Origin of the sequence: Streptomyces sp. NPDC048603 (assembly GCF_043199475.1) — a bacterium.
Classification (GTDB): domain Bacteria; phylum Actinomycetota; class Actinomycetes; order Streptomycetales; family Streptomycetaceae; genus Streptomyces.
Genome location: NZ_JBICVY010000006.1, coordinates 446,566 through 461,247 on the forward strand (window position 1 = coordinate 446,566; position 14,682 = coordinate 461,247).

The 14,682-nt window shown below is 71.2% G+C and carries 15 protein-coding genes; 6 read left to right on the top strand and 9 right to left on the bottom strand.

The genetic code is table 11. From position 1 onward, the window contains the following. The first annotated feature begins 240 nt into the window (after window positions 1–240). The gene (locus ACGFQ9_RS17515; RefSeq protein ID WP_365104104.1) at window positions 241–567 is read left to right on the top strand and encodes a WhiB family transcriptional regulator; all 327 of its coding nucleotides are present in this window, start codon (window positions 241–243) and stop codon (window positions 565–567) included. Window positions 568–640: 73 nt separating this feature from the next. Here ACGFQ9_RS17515 and ACGFQ9_RS17520 read toward each other — a convergent pair whose 3' ends face one another. Continuing rightward, complete coding sequence (locus ACGFQ9_RS17520) at window positions 641–1,540, bottom strand: LysR family transcriptional regulator (RefSeq protein ID WP_393574673.1); 900 nt, start codon at window positions 1,538–1,540, stop codon at window positions 641–643. Between the two features lie 89 nt (window positions 1,541–1,629). On the opposite strand from ACGFQ9_RS17520, the gene ACGFQ9_RS17525 reads away from it, so the two are divergent. The 3 genes from ACGFQ9_RS17525 to ACGFQ9_RS17535 all read left to right on the top strand — a co-directional run bounded on the left by ACGFQ9_RS17525 (window position 1,630) and on the right by ACGFQ9_RS17535 (window position 3,879). After that, entirely contained in the window at window positions 1,630–2,316 is a 687-nt protein-coding gene (locus tag ACGFQ9_RS17525) for an MOSC domain-containing protein (protein ID WP_393574674.1), read from the top strand. A 25-nt stretch (window positions 2,317–2,341) separates the two neighbouring features. Continuing rightward, window positions 2,342–3,115, top strand: a complete 774-nt coding sequence (locus tag ACGFQ9_RS17530) for an SDR family NAD(P)-dependent oxidoreductase (protein WP_393574675.1) — start codon at window positions 2,342–2,344, stop codon at window positions 3,113–3,115. Between the two features lie 65 nt (window positions 3,116–3,180). Further along, the gene (locus tag ACGFQ9_RS17535; protein ID WP_393574676.1) at window positions 3,181–3,879 is read left to right on the top strand and encodes an ester cyclase; all 699 of its coding nucleotides are present in this window, start codon (window positions 3,181–3,183) and stop codon (window positions 3,877–3,879) included. A 102-nt stretch (window positions 3,880–3,981) separates the two neighbouring features. On the opposite strand, the gene groL is transcribed toward ACGFQ9_RS17535, so the two are convergent. Both groL and groES read right to left on the bottom strand, forming a co-directional pair. Continuing rightward, complete coding sequence (gene groL / locus ACGFQ9_RS17540; RefSeq protein ID WP_393574677.1) at window positions 3,982–5,613, bottom strand: chaperonin GroEL; 1,632 nt, start codon at window positions 5,611–5,613, stop codon at window positions 3,982–3,984. Window positions 5,614–5,726: 113 nt separating this feature from the next. Next, window positions 5,727–6,035 (bottom strand): co-chaperone GroES, encoded by a 309-nt coding sequence (groES, locus tag ACGFQ9_RS17545; RefSeq protein ID WP_360891066.1) that lies wholly within the window; start codon window positions 6,033–6,035, stop codon window positions 5,727–5,729. Window positions 6,036–6,368: 333 nt separating this feature from the next. Here groES and ACGFQ9_RS17550 point away from each other — a divergent pair, with 333 nt between their 5' ends. Then, the gene (locus tag ACGFQ9_RS17550; RefSeq protein WP_393574678.1) at window positions 6,369–7,772 is read left to right on the top strand and encodes an FtsW/RodA/SpoVE family cell cycle protein; all 1,404 of its coding nucleotides are present in this window, start codon (window positions 6,369–6,371) and stop codon (window positions 7,770–7,772) included. A gap of 31 nt (window positions 7,773–7,803) precedes the next feature. Here the strand turns inward: ACGFQ9_RS17550 and ACGFQ9_RS17555 are convergent, their stop codons facing one another. Together ACGFQ9_RS17555 and ACGFQ9_RS17560 are read right to left on the bottom strand one after the other, a co-directional pair. Beyond that, on the bottom strand, window positions 7,804–8,775 hold the full coding sequence (locus tag ACGFQ9_RS17555; protein ID WP_393574679.1) for a polysaccharide deacetylase family protein: 972 nt from the start codon (window positions 8,773–8,775) through the stop codon (window positions 7,804–7,806). A 94-nt stretch (window positions 8,776–8,869) separates the two neighbouring features. Continuing rightward, window positions 8,870–9,808 (bottom strand): polysaccharide deacetylase family protein, encoded by a 939-nt coding sequence (locus tag ACGFQ9_RS17560; RefSeq protein WP_393574680.1) that lies wholly within the window; start codon window positions 9,806–9,808, stop codon window positions 8,870–8,872. 90 nt (window positions 9,809–9,898) lie between these two features. On the opposite strand from ACGFQ9_RS17560, the gene ACGFQ9_RS17565 reads away from it, so the two are divergent. After that, entirely contained in the window at window positions 9,899–11,212 is a 1,314-nt protein-coding gene (locus ACGFQ9_RS17565) for a methyltransferase domain-containing protein (RefSeq protein WP_393574681.1), read from the top strand. Window positions 11,213–11,935: 723 nt separating this feature from the next. Here ACGFQ9_RS17565 and ACGFQ9_RS17570 read toward each other — a convergent pair. Genes ACGFQ9_RS17570 through tsaB form a run of 4 tightly spaced genes read right to left on the bottom strand, consistent with a single transcriptional unit; the run spans window position 11,936 to window position 14,539 of the window. Then, window positions 11,936–12,175, bottom strand: a complete 240-nt coding sequence (locus ACGFQ9_RS17570; protein ID WP_393574776.1) for a hypothetical protein — start codon at window positions 12,173–12,175, stop codon at window positions 11,936–11,938. Between the two features lie 17 nt (window positions 12,176–12,192). Next, the gene (gene tsaD, locus ACGFQ9_RS17575) at window positions 12,193–13,344 is read right to left on the bottom strand and encodes a tRNA (adenosine(37)-N6)-threonylcarbamoyltransferase complex transferase subunit TsaD (protein WP_393574682.1); all 1,152 of its coding nucleotides are present in this window, start codon (window positions 13,342–13,344) and stop codon (window positions 12,193–12,195) included. 5 nt (window positions 13,345–13,349) lie between these two features. Next, window positions 13,350–13,862 carry a ribosomal protein S18-alanine N-acetyltransferase gene (rimI, locus tag ACGFQ9_RS17580; protein ID WP_393574777.1) on the bottom strand — a complete coding sequence of 171 codons (513 nt, stop codon included), beginning with the start codon at window positions 13,860–13,862 and terminating at the stop codon, window positions 13,350–13,352. Between the two features lie 8 nt (window positions 13,863–13,870). Next, on the bottom strand, window positions 13,871–14,539 hold the full coding sequence (tsaB, locus tag ACGFQ9_RS17585; RefSeq protein ID WP_393574683.1) for a tRNA (adenosine(37)-N6)-threonylcarbamoyltransferase complex dimerization subunit type 1 TsaB: 669 nt from the start codon (window positions 14,537–14,539) through the stop codon (window positions 13,871–13,873). Between the last annotated feature and the right edge of the window lie 143 nt (window positions 14,540–14,682).

Sequence of the window (14,682 nt, forward strand, 5' to 3'; positions counted from 1 at the left end):
CTCGAAAGAGTTACGGGTCGGACGGACACCTTCGGCACTCTACGTGAGGAAGCGAACACGACACGGGCGCCACAAGCCATCTGTCCTCCATCTGGAGCTATGCCCTATTTGGCGGCTTTCCTTCCGTTTGGCACGTACCTGAGGCTAGATTCCCAATGAGTCATATTTACATCTACTACGACAGTAGGTGTGGAGACTTGGACCGTATCCGTCTCAGTACCGGCACCAAGAGGACTAGCAATGGCAGATTTCTCCCGCCTCCCCGGACCGAACGCCGACCTCTGGGACTGGCAGCTGCTGGCAGCCTGCCGTGGAGTCGACAGCTCTCTCTTCTTCCACCCCGAGGGAGAGCGGGGTGCCGCCCGGAGCGCGCGTGAGGCCTCGGCCAAAGAGGTCTGCATGCGATGCCCGGTGCGCTCGGAATGCGCCGCGCACGCGCTCGCCGTCCGTGAGCCCTACGGAGTATGGGGTGGGCTCACCGAGGACGAGCGCGAGGAACTGATGGGACGCGCCCGGCACCGGCTCATCCCCGCCAGCAGCGCGACCGGCCCGGCCGCACCGCACTGAGAGCCACCCCGACGGACCGGAAACGCCTGAAGGAACGTTTCTTCGCAAGGAGGGGCCGCCGCCGGGCAGGCCGCTAGCGGGCGGCGGCCCTCTCCAGCTCCGCCAGGGTGGCCGAAACGGCCGGCACCCGCGCCAGGTCCGGCAGGGTCAGCGCCACCACCTCGCGCTCCACCACCGGCTCCACGGCCACCGTGGACACGCCCTTGGCCCGTACGGACTCCACCGCGAGCTCGGGCAGCACCGCCACGCCCAGGCCCGCGCCGACCAGACCGACCACGGCGGGGTAGTCGTCGGTCGCGAAGTCGATGCCCGGGGTGAACCCGGCGCTCTCGCACACGTCCACCAGGTGGCGGCGGCAGCGCGGGCAGCCCGCGATCCACGACTCCCCGGCCAGCTCGCCCATCCCCACGCTCTCCGCACCGGCCAGCCGGTGGCCCTCCGGCAGCAGGCCGACCAGCCGGTCCGTCAGCAGCGGCCGGACCACGAGGTCCTCCCACTCCGACTCCCCCGCGCCCGCGCTCGCGTACCGGAACGCCAGTGCCACGTCGCAGTCGCCCTCGCGCAGCATCTCCACCGAGCGCGGCGGTTCGGCCTCCACCAGCGAGACCCGGGTGCCGGGGTTCTTCGCGCGCAGCGCGGCCAGCGCGGTGGGGACCAGCGTGGAGCTGCCGCTCGGGAACGACACCAGCCGGACCCGGCCGGCCCGCAGCCCGGCGATGGCCGCGACCTCCTCCTCGGCCGCGGTCAGCCCGCCGAGGATGCCGGCGGCGTGCCGCACGAGGACCTCGCCCGCCTCGGTGAGCCGTGTCTCCCGGCCGGCCCGGACCAGCAGCGGGGTGCCCACGGACTGCTCCAGCGCCTTCATCTGCTGGGAGACGGCCGGCTGGGTGCAGCCCAGCTCGCGGGCGGCGGCGGAGAAGGATCCGGTGGCGGCCACGGCGCGCAGGACCCGGAGATGACGTGCCTCGATCACCCTCCGAGCATAAGACCTGCTTTGACAGGCGCGCCAATATCACCTTTGTCCCTTTGGGGATTGGAGCGGACCCGGGTTAGCGTTCGTTCATGCACGTCATCTCCGTGAACCTGGGCAGGGCCACCGCTGTGGAGTACAGCGACACGGACGGCGGCCTCACCGGCATCGCCAAGCGCCCCGCCCCGGGGCCGGTCCGGGTCTTCGCCCCCGGCCCCAAGGGCATCGGGGGCTCCGGCGTCGAGGGCGACGACGTCTGCTCCAAACGCCACCACGGCGGCGACCACCAGGCCGTCTACGCCTACGCCCGCGAGGACCTGGACTGGTGGGAGGGCGAGCTCGGCCGGGAGCTGTCCGGCGGCCTCTTCGGGGAGAACCTCACCACCTCCGGGCTCGACGTGAACGGTGCCCTGCTGGGCGAGCGTTGGCGGATCGGCCGGGACGTGGTGCTCGAGGTGGCCTCCGCCCGGATCCCGTGCCGGACCTTCCAGGGGCACCTGGGCGAGCCGGGCTGGATCAAGCGGTTCACCCAGGCCGTGCGGCCGGGCGCGTACCTGCGGGTGGTCGAGGAGGGGCAGGTCTCCCCCGGCGACCGGGTCGAGGTCCTGCACCGGCCCGGCCACGAGGTGACGGTCGGGTTCCTGTTCCGGGCGTTCACCACGGAACGGCAGCTGCTGCCGCGGATCCTGGCGGCCGGTGACGCGCTGGAGCCGGCGAGCCGGGACAAGGCCCTGGCGTACGCCGAACAGCACGGGAGCGGCGCAGACGTACGGAACTGAACCGCCGGGCGGCTAGGTTGCCCCCATGACGACTGCGCTGATCACTGGATCCACGGCGGGCATCGGCGCCGCCTTCGCCCGCCGGCTCGCCGCCCAGGGACACAACCTGGTGCTGGTGGCCCGCGACGCCAAGCGGCTGGGCGAGCAGGCCACCGAGCTGCACGACCGGCACGGCATCGAGGCGGAGGTGCTCTCCGCCGACCTGTCCACCGAGGAGGGCATCGGCGCGGTCGAGGCCCGGCTCGCCGACCGCACCCACCCGGTGGACCTGCTGGTCAACAACGCCGGCTTCGGCAACAAGGGCCGTTACCTGGAAGTATCCATGGCCGACGAGCTGACGATGCTCAAGGTGCACATCGAGGCGGTGCTGCGGCTGACCTCGGCGGCGACCGCGGCGATGCGCTCGCGCGGACGCGGTGGCGTGATCAACGTGGCCTCGGTGGCGGCGTTCGTGCCGCGCGGCACGTACGGGGCGAGCAAGGCGTGGGTGGTGCAGTTCACCCAGGGCGCGGCGCGGGACCTGGCCGATTCGGGAGTCCGGCTGATGGCGCTGTGCCCCGGGTTCGTCCGTACCGAGTTCCACCAGCGGGCGGGCATGGGCACCGACAACATCCCCAACTGGATGTGGCTGGACGCGGACAAGCTGGTCTCCGAGGCGCTGTCCGACCTGGCGCGCGGGAAGACGGTGTCGATCCCGGACCCGCGGTACAAGGCGCTGATGGGCCTGGTGAAGCTGACCCCGCGCGGGCTCCTGGGCGGGGTGTCCTCGCGGACCGGCCGGAAGTACGGACCGCAGTAGCACAGCAGGGCCAAACGGGCGTACGGGAATAAAATAGACATGCCCCTTCCAGCCCGGGAGACACCATGACATTCGTACAGATAATCGATTACAAGACGAGTCGCTACGACGACCTCTCCGACCTCATGGACCGGTACGTCGCCCAGAGCCAGGGCAAGCGGACCGTCACGCACAGCATGATCGGCCAGGACCGCGAGGACGCGGAGCACTACGTCGACGTGGTCGAGTTCCCCTCGTACGAAGAGGCCATGAGGAACTCTCAGCTCCCGGAGACGGACAAGATGTTCCGGGAGATGATGTCGCTCTGCGACGGCATGCCGACGTTCACCAACCTGGACGTGGTCCGGGACGAGCAGCTCAACAAGCACCTGGTGAACCGGCTGTTCCAGGAATGCATCATGAACGGCAACCTCACCGTGCTCGACGAGTGCATGGCGACCAACCACATCGACCACGACCTCGGCAAGAAGGAGACCACGGTCATCGGGCGCGCCGCGATGGCCGAGGACGTGAAGATGTGGCGCAGCGGCTTCGACCTGGACTTCGACATCTCCGCCCAGCTGGCCGAAGGTGAGTTCGTCACCACGGTGTGGACCTGCCACGGCACGCACAAGGGCGAGTTCATGGGCATGAAGCCGACCGGGAAGACCCACGACATCCAGGGCACCACCACCTGTCGCTGCGTCAACGGCGAGATCACCGAGAGCTGGTGGCACTACGACATGGCTCGCCTCATGCGCGAGATGGGAGCGCCCGGCACCTGACCGACGGGCCGCCGCACACGGGAAGGCCCCGCTCCGCAGTGCGGAACGGGGCCTTCCTCATGCCGTGGGGCGATCGCCGCGGGGCGATCAGCGGCTGTGCGATCAGTGGCTGTGGCCGTGACCGTGGCTGTGACCGTGGCCGTTGGCCTCCTCCTCGGCCGGCTTCTCGACGACCAGGGTCTCGGTCGTGAGCAGCAGGGAGGCGATGGAGGCGGCGTTCTCCAGGGCGGAACGGGTGACCTTGACCGGGTCGATGACGCCGGCCTTCACCAGGTCGCCGTACTCGCCGGTGGCGGCGTTGAAGCCCTGGCCCTTGTCGAGCTCGGCCACCTTGGAGGTGATGACGTAGCCCTCGAGGCCGGCGTTCTCGGCGATCCAGCGCAGCGGCTCGACGGCGGCCTTGCGGACGACCGCGACACCGGTGGCCTCGTCGCCCTCCTTGCCCAGGTTGTCGGCGAGGATCTTGGAGGCGTGGACCAGAGCGGAGCCACCACCGGAGACGATGCCCTCCTCGACCGCGGCGCGGGTCGCGGAGATGGCGTCCTCCAGACGGTGCTTCTTCTCCTTCAGCTCCACCTCGGTGGCGGCGCCGACCTTGATCACGCACACGCCGCCGGCCAGCTTCGCGAGGCGCTCCTGGAGCTTCTCGCGGTCCCAGTCGGAGTCCGTGGCCTCGATCTCGGCCTTGATCTGGTTGACGCGGCCGAGGACGTCCTCGGAGTTGCCGGCGCCGTCGACGATGGTGGTGTCGTCCTTGGAGATGGTCACGCGGCGGGCGGAGCCCAGCACGTCCAGACCGGCCTGGTCGAGCTTGAGGCCGACCTCCTCGGCGATGACGGTGGCACCGGTGAGGGTGGCCATGTCCTGCAGCATCGCCTTGCGGCGGTCACCGAAGCCCGGCGCCTTGACGGCGACGGCGTTGAAGGTGCCGCGGATCTTGTTGACGACGAGGGTGGAGAGCGCCTCGCCCTCGACGTCCTCGGCGATGATCAGCAGCGGCTTGGAGCCACCGGCCTGGATGACCTTCTCCAGCAGCGGCAGGAGGTCCTGGATGGAGGAGATCTTGCCCTGGTTGATCAGGATGTAGGGGTCCTCGAGGACGGCCTCCATGCGCTCCTGGTCCGTCACGAAGTACGGGGACAGGTAGCCCTTGTCGAAGGCCATGCCCTCGGTGAACTCGAGCTCGAGACCGAAGGTGTTGGACTCCTCGACGGTGATGACACCGTCCTTGCCGACCTTGTCCATCGCCTCGGCGATGAGCTCGCCGACCTGCTGGTCCTGCGCGGAGAGCGCGGCCACGGCGGCGATGTCGGTCTTGTCCTCGATCGGGCGGGCGGTGGCGAGGAGGTCCTCGGAGACCGCCTTGACCGCGGCGTCGATGCCCTTCTTCAGGGAGGCCGGGGAGGCGCCGGCGGCGACGTTGCGGAGACCCTCGCGGACCAGCGCCTGGGCCAGCACGGTCGCGGTGGTGGTGCCGTCACCCGCGATGTCGTTGGTCTTGGTCGCCACCTCCTTGACGAGCTGGGCGCCCAGGTTCTCGTACGGGTCGTCGAGCTCGACCTCGCGGGCGATCGTGACACCGTCGTTGGTGATGGTGGGGGCGCCGAACTTCTTGTCGATGACGACGTTGCGGCCCTTGGGGCCGATCGTCACCTTGACCGTGTCGGCAAGCTTGTTGACGCCGCGCTCGAGGGCGCGACGGGCGTCCTCGTCGAACTTCAGGATCTTCGCCATGGAGCGGTTCAGCCCTCTCGAAAAATCTGGGGTTTAACGAACCGCGCCCCTCGCCGCCCGGCAATCAGCGGGGTGACCAGGGGCGCAGCTCAAAGCAATCTGCTTCGGGTGAATTACTTCTCGACGATCGCGAGCACGTCGCGAGCAGAGAGGACGAGGTACTCCTCGCCGCTGTACTTCACCTCGGTGCCGCCGTACTTGGAGTACAGCACGATGTCGCCGACGTTGACGTCCAGCGGGAGACGCTGGCCGTCCTCGAAGCGGCCCGGACCCACGGCCAGGACGACGCCCTCCTGGGGCTTCTCCTTCGCGGTGTCCGGGATGACCAGGCCAGAGGCGGTGGTCTGCTCGGCGTCGAGCGGCTGGACCACGATGCGGTCCTCAAGCGGCTTGATGGCAACCTTGGAGCTGGTGGTCGTCACGATCCGACCTCCCCCTTCGGAGATCTCACGGGGTTAACTGTCTGAGGTGGCGACCAGGTGGATCCGTCGTCGCGGGTGCCGGACCTGCCCGTCGCTGTGTTGGCACTCACCAGTGGCGAGTGCCAGGCCCGAGACTATTCCGGCGATTAGCACTCGGTCAAGCGGAGTGCCAATTCGAGCCGCCCGGCGTTGCGGAACACCGGGTTTCGGCCGCAGGGCGGCGATTCCGCGCCGCGCTCACCGGCGGGGAGGCAACCATGGTGACAGGATCACCGTCCTAGACGATATGAAGACAATCCGCCGCATTGCCGAGCAGATCGCGCCGGACCTCCCGTGCGCGGCCTGAGGCCCCGGACGGTGGCGGGCGCCCGCCGCCGCACCGAAGCCCTGCTGCTCACCCTGGTCGTCGGCATCGCCGTCTTCGGATACGTCAACACCGGCCTGGCCGTGAACGGCGAGCTGCCCGCCGGCCTCGGCCGGTTCGCGATCAGCATGACCCTGCTGTCGCTGGTCGCACACCTGGGCGTACGGCGGTTCGCCGCCTGCGCCGACCCCCTGATCCTGCCGCTGGCCATGCTGCTCACCGGGTTCGGACTGGTGCTGCTGCACCGGCTCGACCAGGCGTACATCGACCGGTACGGCGGTGAGGCGAACGCGCCGGGGCAGCTGCTGTGGACGGTCATCGGGGTGGCGGCCTGCCTGGCGGTGGTCGCCCTGCTGCGCGACCACCGGTACCTCCAGCGGTTCATGTACATCACCATGGCCGTCGCCCTGGTGTTGCTGATCGCCCCGGCGTTCTTCGGCGCGGACACCTACGGCGCCAAGCGGTGGATCTTCATCGGGCCGTTCTCGGTCCAGCCCGGCGAGTTCGTGAAGATCATGATCGCGATCTTCTTCGCCGGCTACCTGGTCCAGCACCGGGACACCCTGGCACTCACCGGCCGCCGCTTCCTCGGCATGCGGCTGCCCCCCATGCGGCAGCTCGGCCCGATCGTCACCGTCTGGATCCTGGCCATGCTGGTGCTGGTCTTCGAGCGCGACCTGGGCACCTCGCTGATCTTCTTCGGCGTCTTCGTGGTGATGCTCTACGTCGCCACCGAGCGCACCAGCTGGATCGCCTTCGGCGTGCTGATGGCGGCCGCGGGCGCGTTCGTCGTCGGCTCCACGGAGCCACACGTGAAGAACCGCGTCCAGGCGTGGCTCAACCCGATGGCCATCTTCCTCCCGCCGGAGCAGCGGCCCCCGGGCCTGATCTCGGACCAGTCCGCACAGGCCCTCTTCAGCTTCGGCACCGGCGGGATCACCGGCACCGGGCTCGGCCAGGGCCACCCCGAGCTGATCAAGTTCGCAGGCCGCTCGGACTTCATCCTGACCACGGTCGGCGAGGAACTCGGCCTGGCGGGTGTGATGGCGGTCCTGGTCCTCTACGCCCTCCTGGTCCAGCGGGGGCTGCGGATGGCCCTCGGCGCCCGCGACCCGTTCGGCAAGCTGCTCGCCGTCGGACTGTCCGCGGCCCTCGCCCTCCAGGTCTTCGTGGTGGCGGGCGGGGTCACCGGCCTGATCCCGCTGACCGGGAAGGCCCTCCCGTTCCTGGCGAAGGGCGGCTCTTCGCTCCTGGCCAACTGGATCATGATCGCCCTGCTCCTCCGCATCAGCGACAGCGCCGAACGCCAGCGCGAGGCGGACGCGCGGAGCGCGCCGGAGCCGGCGGGGGTCCTGGCCGGGCACGGAACCTAGGGCGACAGGCCACAGGCCACAGGCCACGGGCCTAGAGGTAGTCCTCCAGGCGGCCTATCTTGAAGCCCTGCTCCTGGATCTTCTGGAGCATGCGGGTGGTCATCTCCGTTTCCGTGGTGCCCTTGAGCTCGGCGGGGCCGCGGAAGTGGGCCAGGATGATGTCGCCCGGCCGGAGGGCAGAGCCCTCCGCGTACTGGAGGTTCTTGATCTGCATCGACGCCCGCCACAGGACCACCGCCTCCGCGCCGCAGTCCCTGGCCGCGCGGAGGGTGTTGTCGTTGTAGTTGCCGTAGGGCGGGCGGAACAGGCGGGGGCGGGTGCCGAAACGGGCCGCCAGGCGATCCTGCTGACCGCATATCTGGGCCTTCTGCGCCTCGTAGGAGAGCGTCCGCATGTTCGGGTGGCTGAGCGTGTGGTTCTGTATCTGGCTGCCGTTGCCCTGATCGCGCAACTGCGCGAAGTGGTCGTAGCCCCCCGAGGCCACGCTGTCCGTCAGGAACATGCTGATCGGGAGCTTCAGGTCGGCTGCCAGCCGCAGGAAGCGCGGGTCCCGTTCGGCGCCGTCGTCGAAAGTCAGGAAGACCGTCTTCTCCCCGGCCGGCACGGGTATTCGGTCGACCACCGGGACCCGCCCCGGTGCCGCCTTCGGCAGCGCCGGCTTGCGCTCCGGCTTCGGCGCGAATTCGAGCGGGCGGGAGAGCCCCCAGTGCCGGTACGCGTCGGAGGACGCGGACGGCGCGGCCGACGGAGCCGGGGAGGTGGGGCCGCCGGACGGGCCGCTGTGGGCCTCGCCCGTCGCCTTGCGGCCCAGCCGCTCGATCGGCTCCACGCTCTCCCCGCACCCGGAGAGGGTCAGCGCCAGCGCACCCGCCGCCAGGAGTCCGGCCGTCAGACGGCGCGCCGCCCGTGCCGTCCGCCGGCCGGTGCGGCCCGCGCGGGCGGAGGCGGTTCCGCGGAGCGGCGCGGCATCGCCGGCATCGTCGCGGCGGGGGGTGCTCGGCATCTGGGGTGACCCTCTGCTTCCCGGTGGGACGGTTGGGATCGTTCGGATCCGTCGGATCTGCCGGGCCCGCGAACCCGGGCCCCGGGGCCGGGGGTTAGAGGTAGTCCTCCAGGCGGCCCACCGCGTAGCCCTTGTCCGTCACGGTCTTCATGACCTGGCGAATCATGTCAGGCATGGTGCCCTTCCAGTCCTCCCGGCCCCGGAAGTGCGTGAGGATGATGTCGCCGGGGTGGATGTCCCGATCCCATTCACGGTAGTCCATCCGGTCCGGGAACACCTCTTCGTTCCACAGCGGAACGTGCTTGATGCCGCAGGAGCCTGCCGCGCGCAGGGTGTCCTCGTTGTAGTTGCCGTAGGGCGGGCGGAACACCGTGGGGCGCTTGCCGAAGCGCTTCTGGATGTTGTCCTGCTGGCCGCAGATCTCCTGGCGCTGCTTCTCGTAGGAGAGAGCCGGCATGTAGCGGTGGTTGAGGGTGTGGTTGTTCAGGGTGACGCCGGCCGCCTGCATCTCCTTGAAGTACGGGTAGTTGTCCCGCACCAGGTAGTCGCTGAGGAAAGCGGTGTAGGGGATGTCGAGTTCCTTCATCATGCGCAGGAACTCGGGGTCCTTCTCGGCGCCGTCGTCGATGGTCAGGAAGACCACCTTTTCCTCGGTGGGGATGGTGGTGAACACCGGTGGCAGGCCTTCGTGGTCGTCGACCTCGAAGCCCTCGCGGGTCTCGATCTCCGGCTTCTGCTTCGGGGCGGCCGGGGCGATCAGCGGCGGCTTGGCGAGCCCCCACTTCTTCACCGCGGCGAGCCGCGCCAGTTCCTTCCGCTTGGCCAGGGCCGCCCGGTCGACCGGCGCGCCGGCGGCGCCGGCCTCGCTGCCCGCCTTGGGCTTCCCGGGCTTGGTCGGGGTCTTGTCCGCCTCGGACGAGCCGCAGGCGGTGCCCAGGGCGGCAACCAGCAGCGCGGCCAGCGCCACCCCGAACCGGCCGCGCGAACCGACGCCCCGCCGGGCATTTTGTTCCTTTTTTCCTACTAGCTGCATAGCTTGGCATATTGTCAGCAGTCGAAACGGCGCCTCGGCCGACACCACGACCGGACCCGCACCTTCCATCGACTGGCGCACAATGAGCCGGTGAACCAGCACGATTTCGCCGCCCTGCTCACCCCCGAGGGCCGCGCCCTCCTCGACTCGCTGCGCGACTACGACCCCGCCCGCGAGCTCGCCGTCGCCACCCGGCTGCGCCGCGAGCACCCGGCCGAGCTGGTGTCCGCGGCGCTCGGGCAGGCCCGGCTGCGCCAGCGTGCGGTGGCGAAGTTCGGCGCCGAGGACGCGTACCGCATGTACTTCACGCCCGGCGGGGTCGAGATGGCCACCCGGGCGAGCGTGGCCGCGTACCGCGCGGAGCGGTTCGCCGCGCTCGGCGTCCGCCGTCTCGCCGACCTGTGCTGCGGCATCGGCGGGGACGCGATCGCCCTGGCCCGCGCCGGCATCGAGGTGCTGGCCGTGGACCGCGACCCGCTGACCGCCGCCGTCGCCCGTGCCAACGCCGAGGCGCTGGGGCTCGACGGGCTGATCGAGGTCCGGGAGGCGGACGTGACGGAGGTCGACCTCACCGGCTTCGACGCCGTCTTCCTCGACCCGGCCCGGCGCGGCGGCAGGGGCCGTACGTTCGACCCCGAGGCGTACTCGCCGCCGCTGTCCTGGGCCGTGCGGGCCGCCCGTACGACGCGCCGCGCGGCGATCAAGACGGCGCCCGGGATCCCGCACGAGGCCGTCCCCGACGGGGCGGAGGCGGAGTGGATCTCCGACCACGGGGACGTGAAGGAGGCGGTGCTCTGGTTCGGCACGACCCCCGGCGCGGTCCGGGCCACCCTGCTGCCGGGCCCGCACTCGCTCTGCCCCGAGCGGCCGCTGCCCGACCCCGAACCCGGCCCGGTCGGGCGGTGGCTCTACGAGCCCGACGGCGCGGTGATCCGCTCCCACCTGGTCGCCGAGGTGGCCGCCGGACTCGACGGCGGGCGGCTGATCGACCCGACCATCGCCTACGTCACCGCCGACGAGCTGCGTCCCACCCCGTACGCGACGGCGTACGAAATCTCCGACGTGCTCCCCTTCAACCTGAAGAAACTCAAGGCGCTGCTGCGCGAGCGCGAGGTCGGGGTGCTGACGGTGAAGAAGCGGGGCTCGGCGATCGAGCCGGAGGAGCTCCGCCGGAAGGTGAAGCCGCAGGGGCGGAACGCGGCCACCGTGTTCCTGACCCGGGTGGCCGGCGCGCCGGCCATGCTCATCGGCTCGCCTGCTCCGGCGCCTGGCTCAGGCCCTGAGCGGTCCCCCGGCCCTGCTGAGGCTTCTGGCCCTCAGGCTCCGGGCCCTGCTCGGGCTCCTGATGCCGACCAGGCTCCAGGTGCCCGTCAGGCCGGGCCGGTTCCGGAGCCGGGCCCCTGAAGGCGCGCCGCGCCCACCGGTAGTGGGCGGCCGCCTTGCCGGCGCCCAGCAGACCGGTGATCCACAGGATCATCCCGATGCCCAGCGCGTACGCGATCTCGGCGTACTCGGCCCCTCCCGGGCGGAACCCGGCCGCCGCGCCGAAGGCCACCCACAGGCCCGCTCCGCACATCACGCAGGAGCTCACCAGCCAGCCCAGGCTGCGGCCCGGTGCGCGCAGCCGTGCCTCGGTGGCGGGATCCGGCGCGGCGGGCTCCGATCCGGCCCACGCGCGCAGCCGCAGCCGCACCTCGCGGTCGCGCCGTACGCCCCACGCGCACCAGAACCCGGCCGGCACCAGCACGCCGAGCCCGAGCACGGCGAAGACCCCGCCGATCAGCGCCTCCAGGACACCGCCCCGCTCCTCGAAGGCCATCAGGGCCATCGCGAGGAAGGACCAGCCGAGGGCGAAGACCGCGGCGACGGTCCACAGCAGCAGCAGCCGTCCCAGCCCGAGGCTCTGCCGCGCCAGTTCCACCAGGTGACCGGCCCGCTGTTCCCGCAGCCCGTCCTCGTTCAGCCAGGCTCGCAGATGCGCGGGCGGCGGCGGAGGAGGAAGATCACGGCGGGGCATGCGCATGACGATATCGGTCCCGGCCGGGTGAACCGGCGGCCTCCCCCGGGACGGGCCCGGATCGGCGGCCCGGGGCTCCGCGGGCGCCCCGGAGCCGGATGGCACGGTGTTCAGGACACCGACTCGAAGCGCCAGCGGTGCACCGGACGGGTGATCAGGTCAGCCGCTGGTTCGGGCAGTTCGGGAAGGTCCGCGGCCAGGTCGGCCGCCTCCCACCAGGTGATGACGAGGACCCGGTCCTGGGGGGCGCGCAGCAGCTCGCGGCGCACCGGCTCCCGCGCCAGGGTCTGCGCCCGGGCCCATTCGAGCAGTTCGCCGCCCCGCCCGGTGACGGCCCGGGCCTCCCACATCAACGCGACGGTGACGCTCACGAGTACAGGTTGTCCTTGCTGAGTTCGTGCACGTGGTCGTGGTCGTGCGCATGCCCGTGCCCGTGCGCGTGGCCGTGCCCCTCGCCCTCGCCGTGCGCGTGCGAGGTGCCCGGCACGTGCGGGTCGGTGACGGGCAGCGAGGAGTCCGCGGACAGGTCCCAGTCCGAGGCCGGCCGGTTCCGCGCCACCATCTCCGCGCCCAGCGCGGCCACCATCGCGCCGTTGTCGGTGCACAGCTTGGGCCGCGGCACCCGCAGCAGGATCCCCGCCGCGTCGCAGCGCTCCTGCGCCAGCGCCCGGAGCCGGGAGTTGGCGGCCACACCGCCGCCGATCATCAGGTGGTCGACGCCCTCGTCCTTGCAGGCACGGATGGCCTTGCGGGTCAGCACGTCCACCACGGCCTCCTGGAAGGACGCCGCCACGTCGCGCACCGGCACCTCCTCGCCCGCGTTGCGCTTGGCCTCGATCCAGCGCGCCACGGCCGTCTTCAGCCCGGAGAAGGAGAAGTCGTACGCCGCGTCCCGCGGCCCGGTGAGCCCGCGCGGGAAGTGGACCGCGGCCGGGTCCCCCTCCTTGGCCAGCCGGTCGATGACGGGACCGCCGGGGAAGCCCAGGTTCAGCACGCGCGCGATCTTGTCGAAGGCCTCGCCCGCCGCGTCGTCGATGGTCGCGCCGAGCGGCCGTACGTCGCTGGTGATGTCCGGTGCCAGGAGCAGCGAGGAGTGCCCGCCCGACACCAGCAGGGCCATGGTCGGCTCCGGCAGCTTGCCGTGCTCCAGCTGGTCCACGCAGATGTGCGAGGCGAGGTGGTTCACCCCGTAGAGCGGCTTGCCCAGCGCGTACGCGTACGCCTTCGCCGCCGAGGTGCCGACCAGGAGGGCTCCGGCCAGGCCGGGCCCGGCGGTCACCGCGATGCCGTCGAGGTCCCGGGCGCTGACCCCGGCTTCCCGCAGGGCCCGTTCGATGGTCGGGACCATCGCCTCCAGGTGTGCGCGCGAGGCGACCTCGGGCACCACGCCGCCGAACCGCGCGTGCTCGTCGACGCTGGATGCGACCGCGTCCGCGAGCAGGGTGGTGCCGCGGACGATGCCGACGCCGGTCTCGTCGCAGGAGGTTTCGATACCGAGGACGAGGGGTTCGTCAGCCATGGTTCTCACTTCGCACAGGAAACGGAGTTTGCAGGATCACTGAGGCGCATCACCAGCGCGTCGACGTTGCCGGGCTGGTAGTAGCCGCGCCGGAAGCCGATCGGCTCGAAGCCGAAGCGCTCGTAGAGCTTCTGGGCGCGGGTGTTGTCCACCCGTACCTCCAGCAGCACCTCGGCGCACTCGAAGGCGGTGGCGGCCCGCAGCAGGTCGGTGAGGAGCCGGGCGCCGAGCCCGGTGCCCCACTGGTCGCGGGCGGCGGCGATGGTCTGTACGTCGCCCAGGTCGCCGGCGGCGGCCAGTCCGGCGTAGCCGACGATGCGGCGGGCCGAGCCGTCGTCCGGGACGACTTCGGCGACCACGTAGTGGCGGGTGGAGTGCGGGCCGCGGGCGTGCGCCAGCTCGGACCAGAACATGCCGGCGGACCAGGCGTCCTCGGGGAAGAGGTCGTGTTCCAGTTCCAGCACGGGTTCGATGTCCCACCAGCGCATCTCGCGCAGGACGGCCGTCGTCACTCCCATCACTCCCGTCACTTCGGGGTGACCACCTTGTAGTTCTTCGGCACCTGCGCGTCCGGCCGGCGCAGGTAGAGCGGTGCGGGCGGCAGGAACGCGGACTCCTCCCCCGCGGCCAGCCGTTCCGCCGCCAGCGAGGCCAGGGCGGCCGCGGACTGGTGCTCGGGCCCGCGCGCGTCCGGGAAGACCTCCGGGTAGAGCAGCGCGCCGGCGCCCACCGCCGGCAGGCCCGCGACCCGGTCGGCGATATCGGCCGGCCGGTCCACCGCGGGATCCCCGACGCGGGTGCGCGGGTCCTCGTAGCGCGCCCAGTAGACCTCCTTGCGCCGGGCGTCGGTGGCCACCACGAACGGGCCCTCGACGCCCGCGGCCCCGGCGGCGTACGCGAGGCCGTCCAGCGTGCACAGGCCGTACACCGGCACGCCGAGCACGGACGCGAAGGTGGTCGCGGTGACCAGGCCGACCCGCAGGCCGGTGTAGGGGCCCGGGCCGGTGCCCACGACGATGCCGGTCACGGAGTCGAGCGTGACCCCGGCCTCGGCGAGCACCGCGTCGACGGAGGGCAGCAGCAGCTCCCCGTGACGGCGGGCGTCCACCTGGTCGGCGGCGGCGAGGACGGACGTGCCGTCGTGGAGGGCGGCGGTGACGGCGGGCGTGGCGGTATCTACTGCGAGCAAGAGCACGCGAACAGCCTACGACCGAAGGGACGGGCGGCGGTGCCCGCCCGTTGCGGGCCGGATCCGCGGGGCCCCTGCTGTACCTTCGTCCCAGGTCGGGTGCATGCCCGAATGCAGGACCGAATGCAGGACCGGCGCGGGCCCCGAGG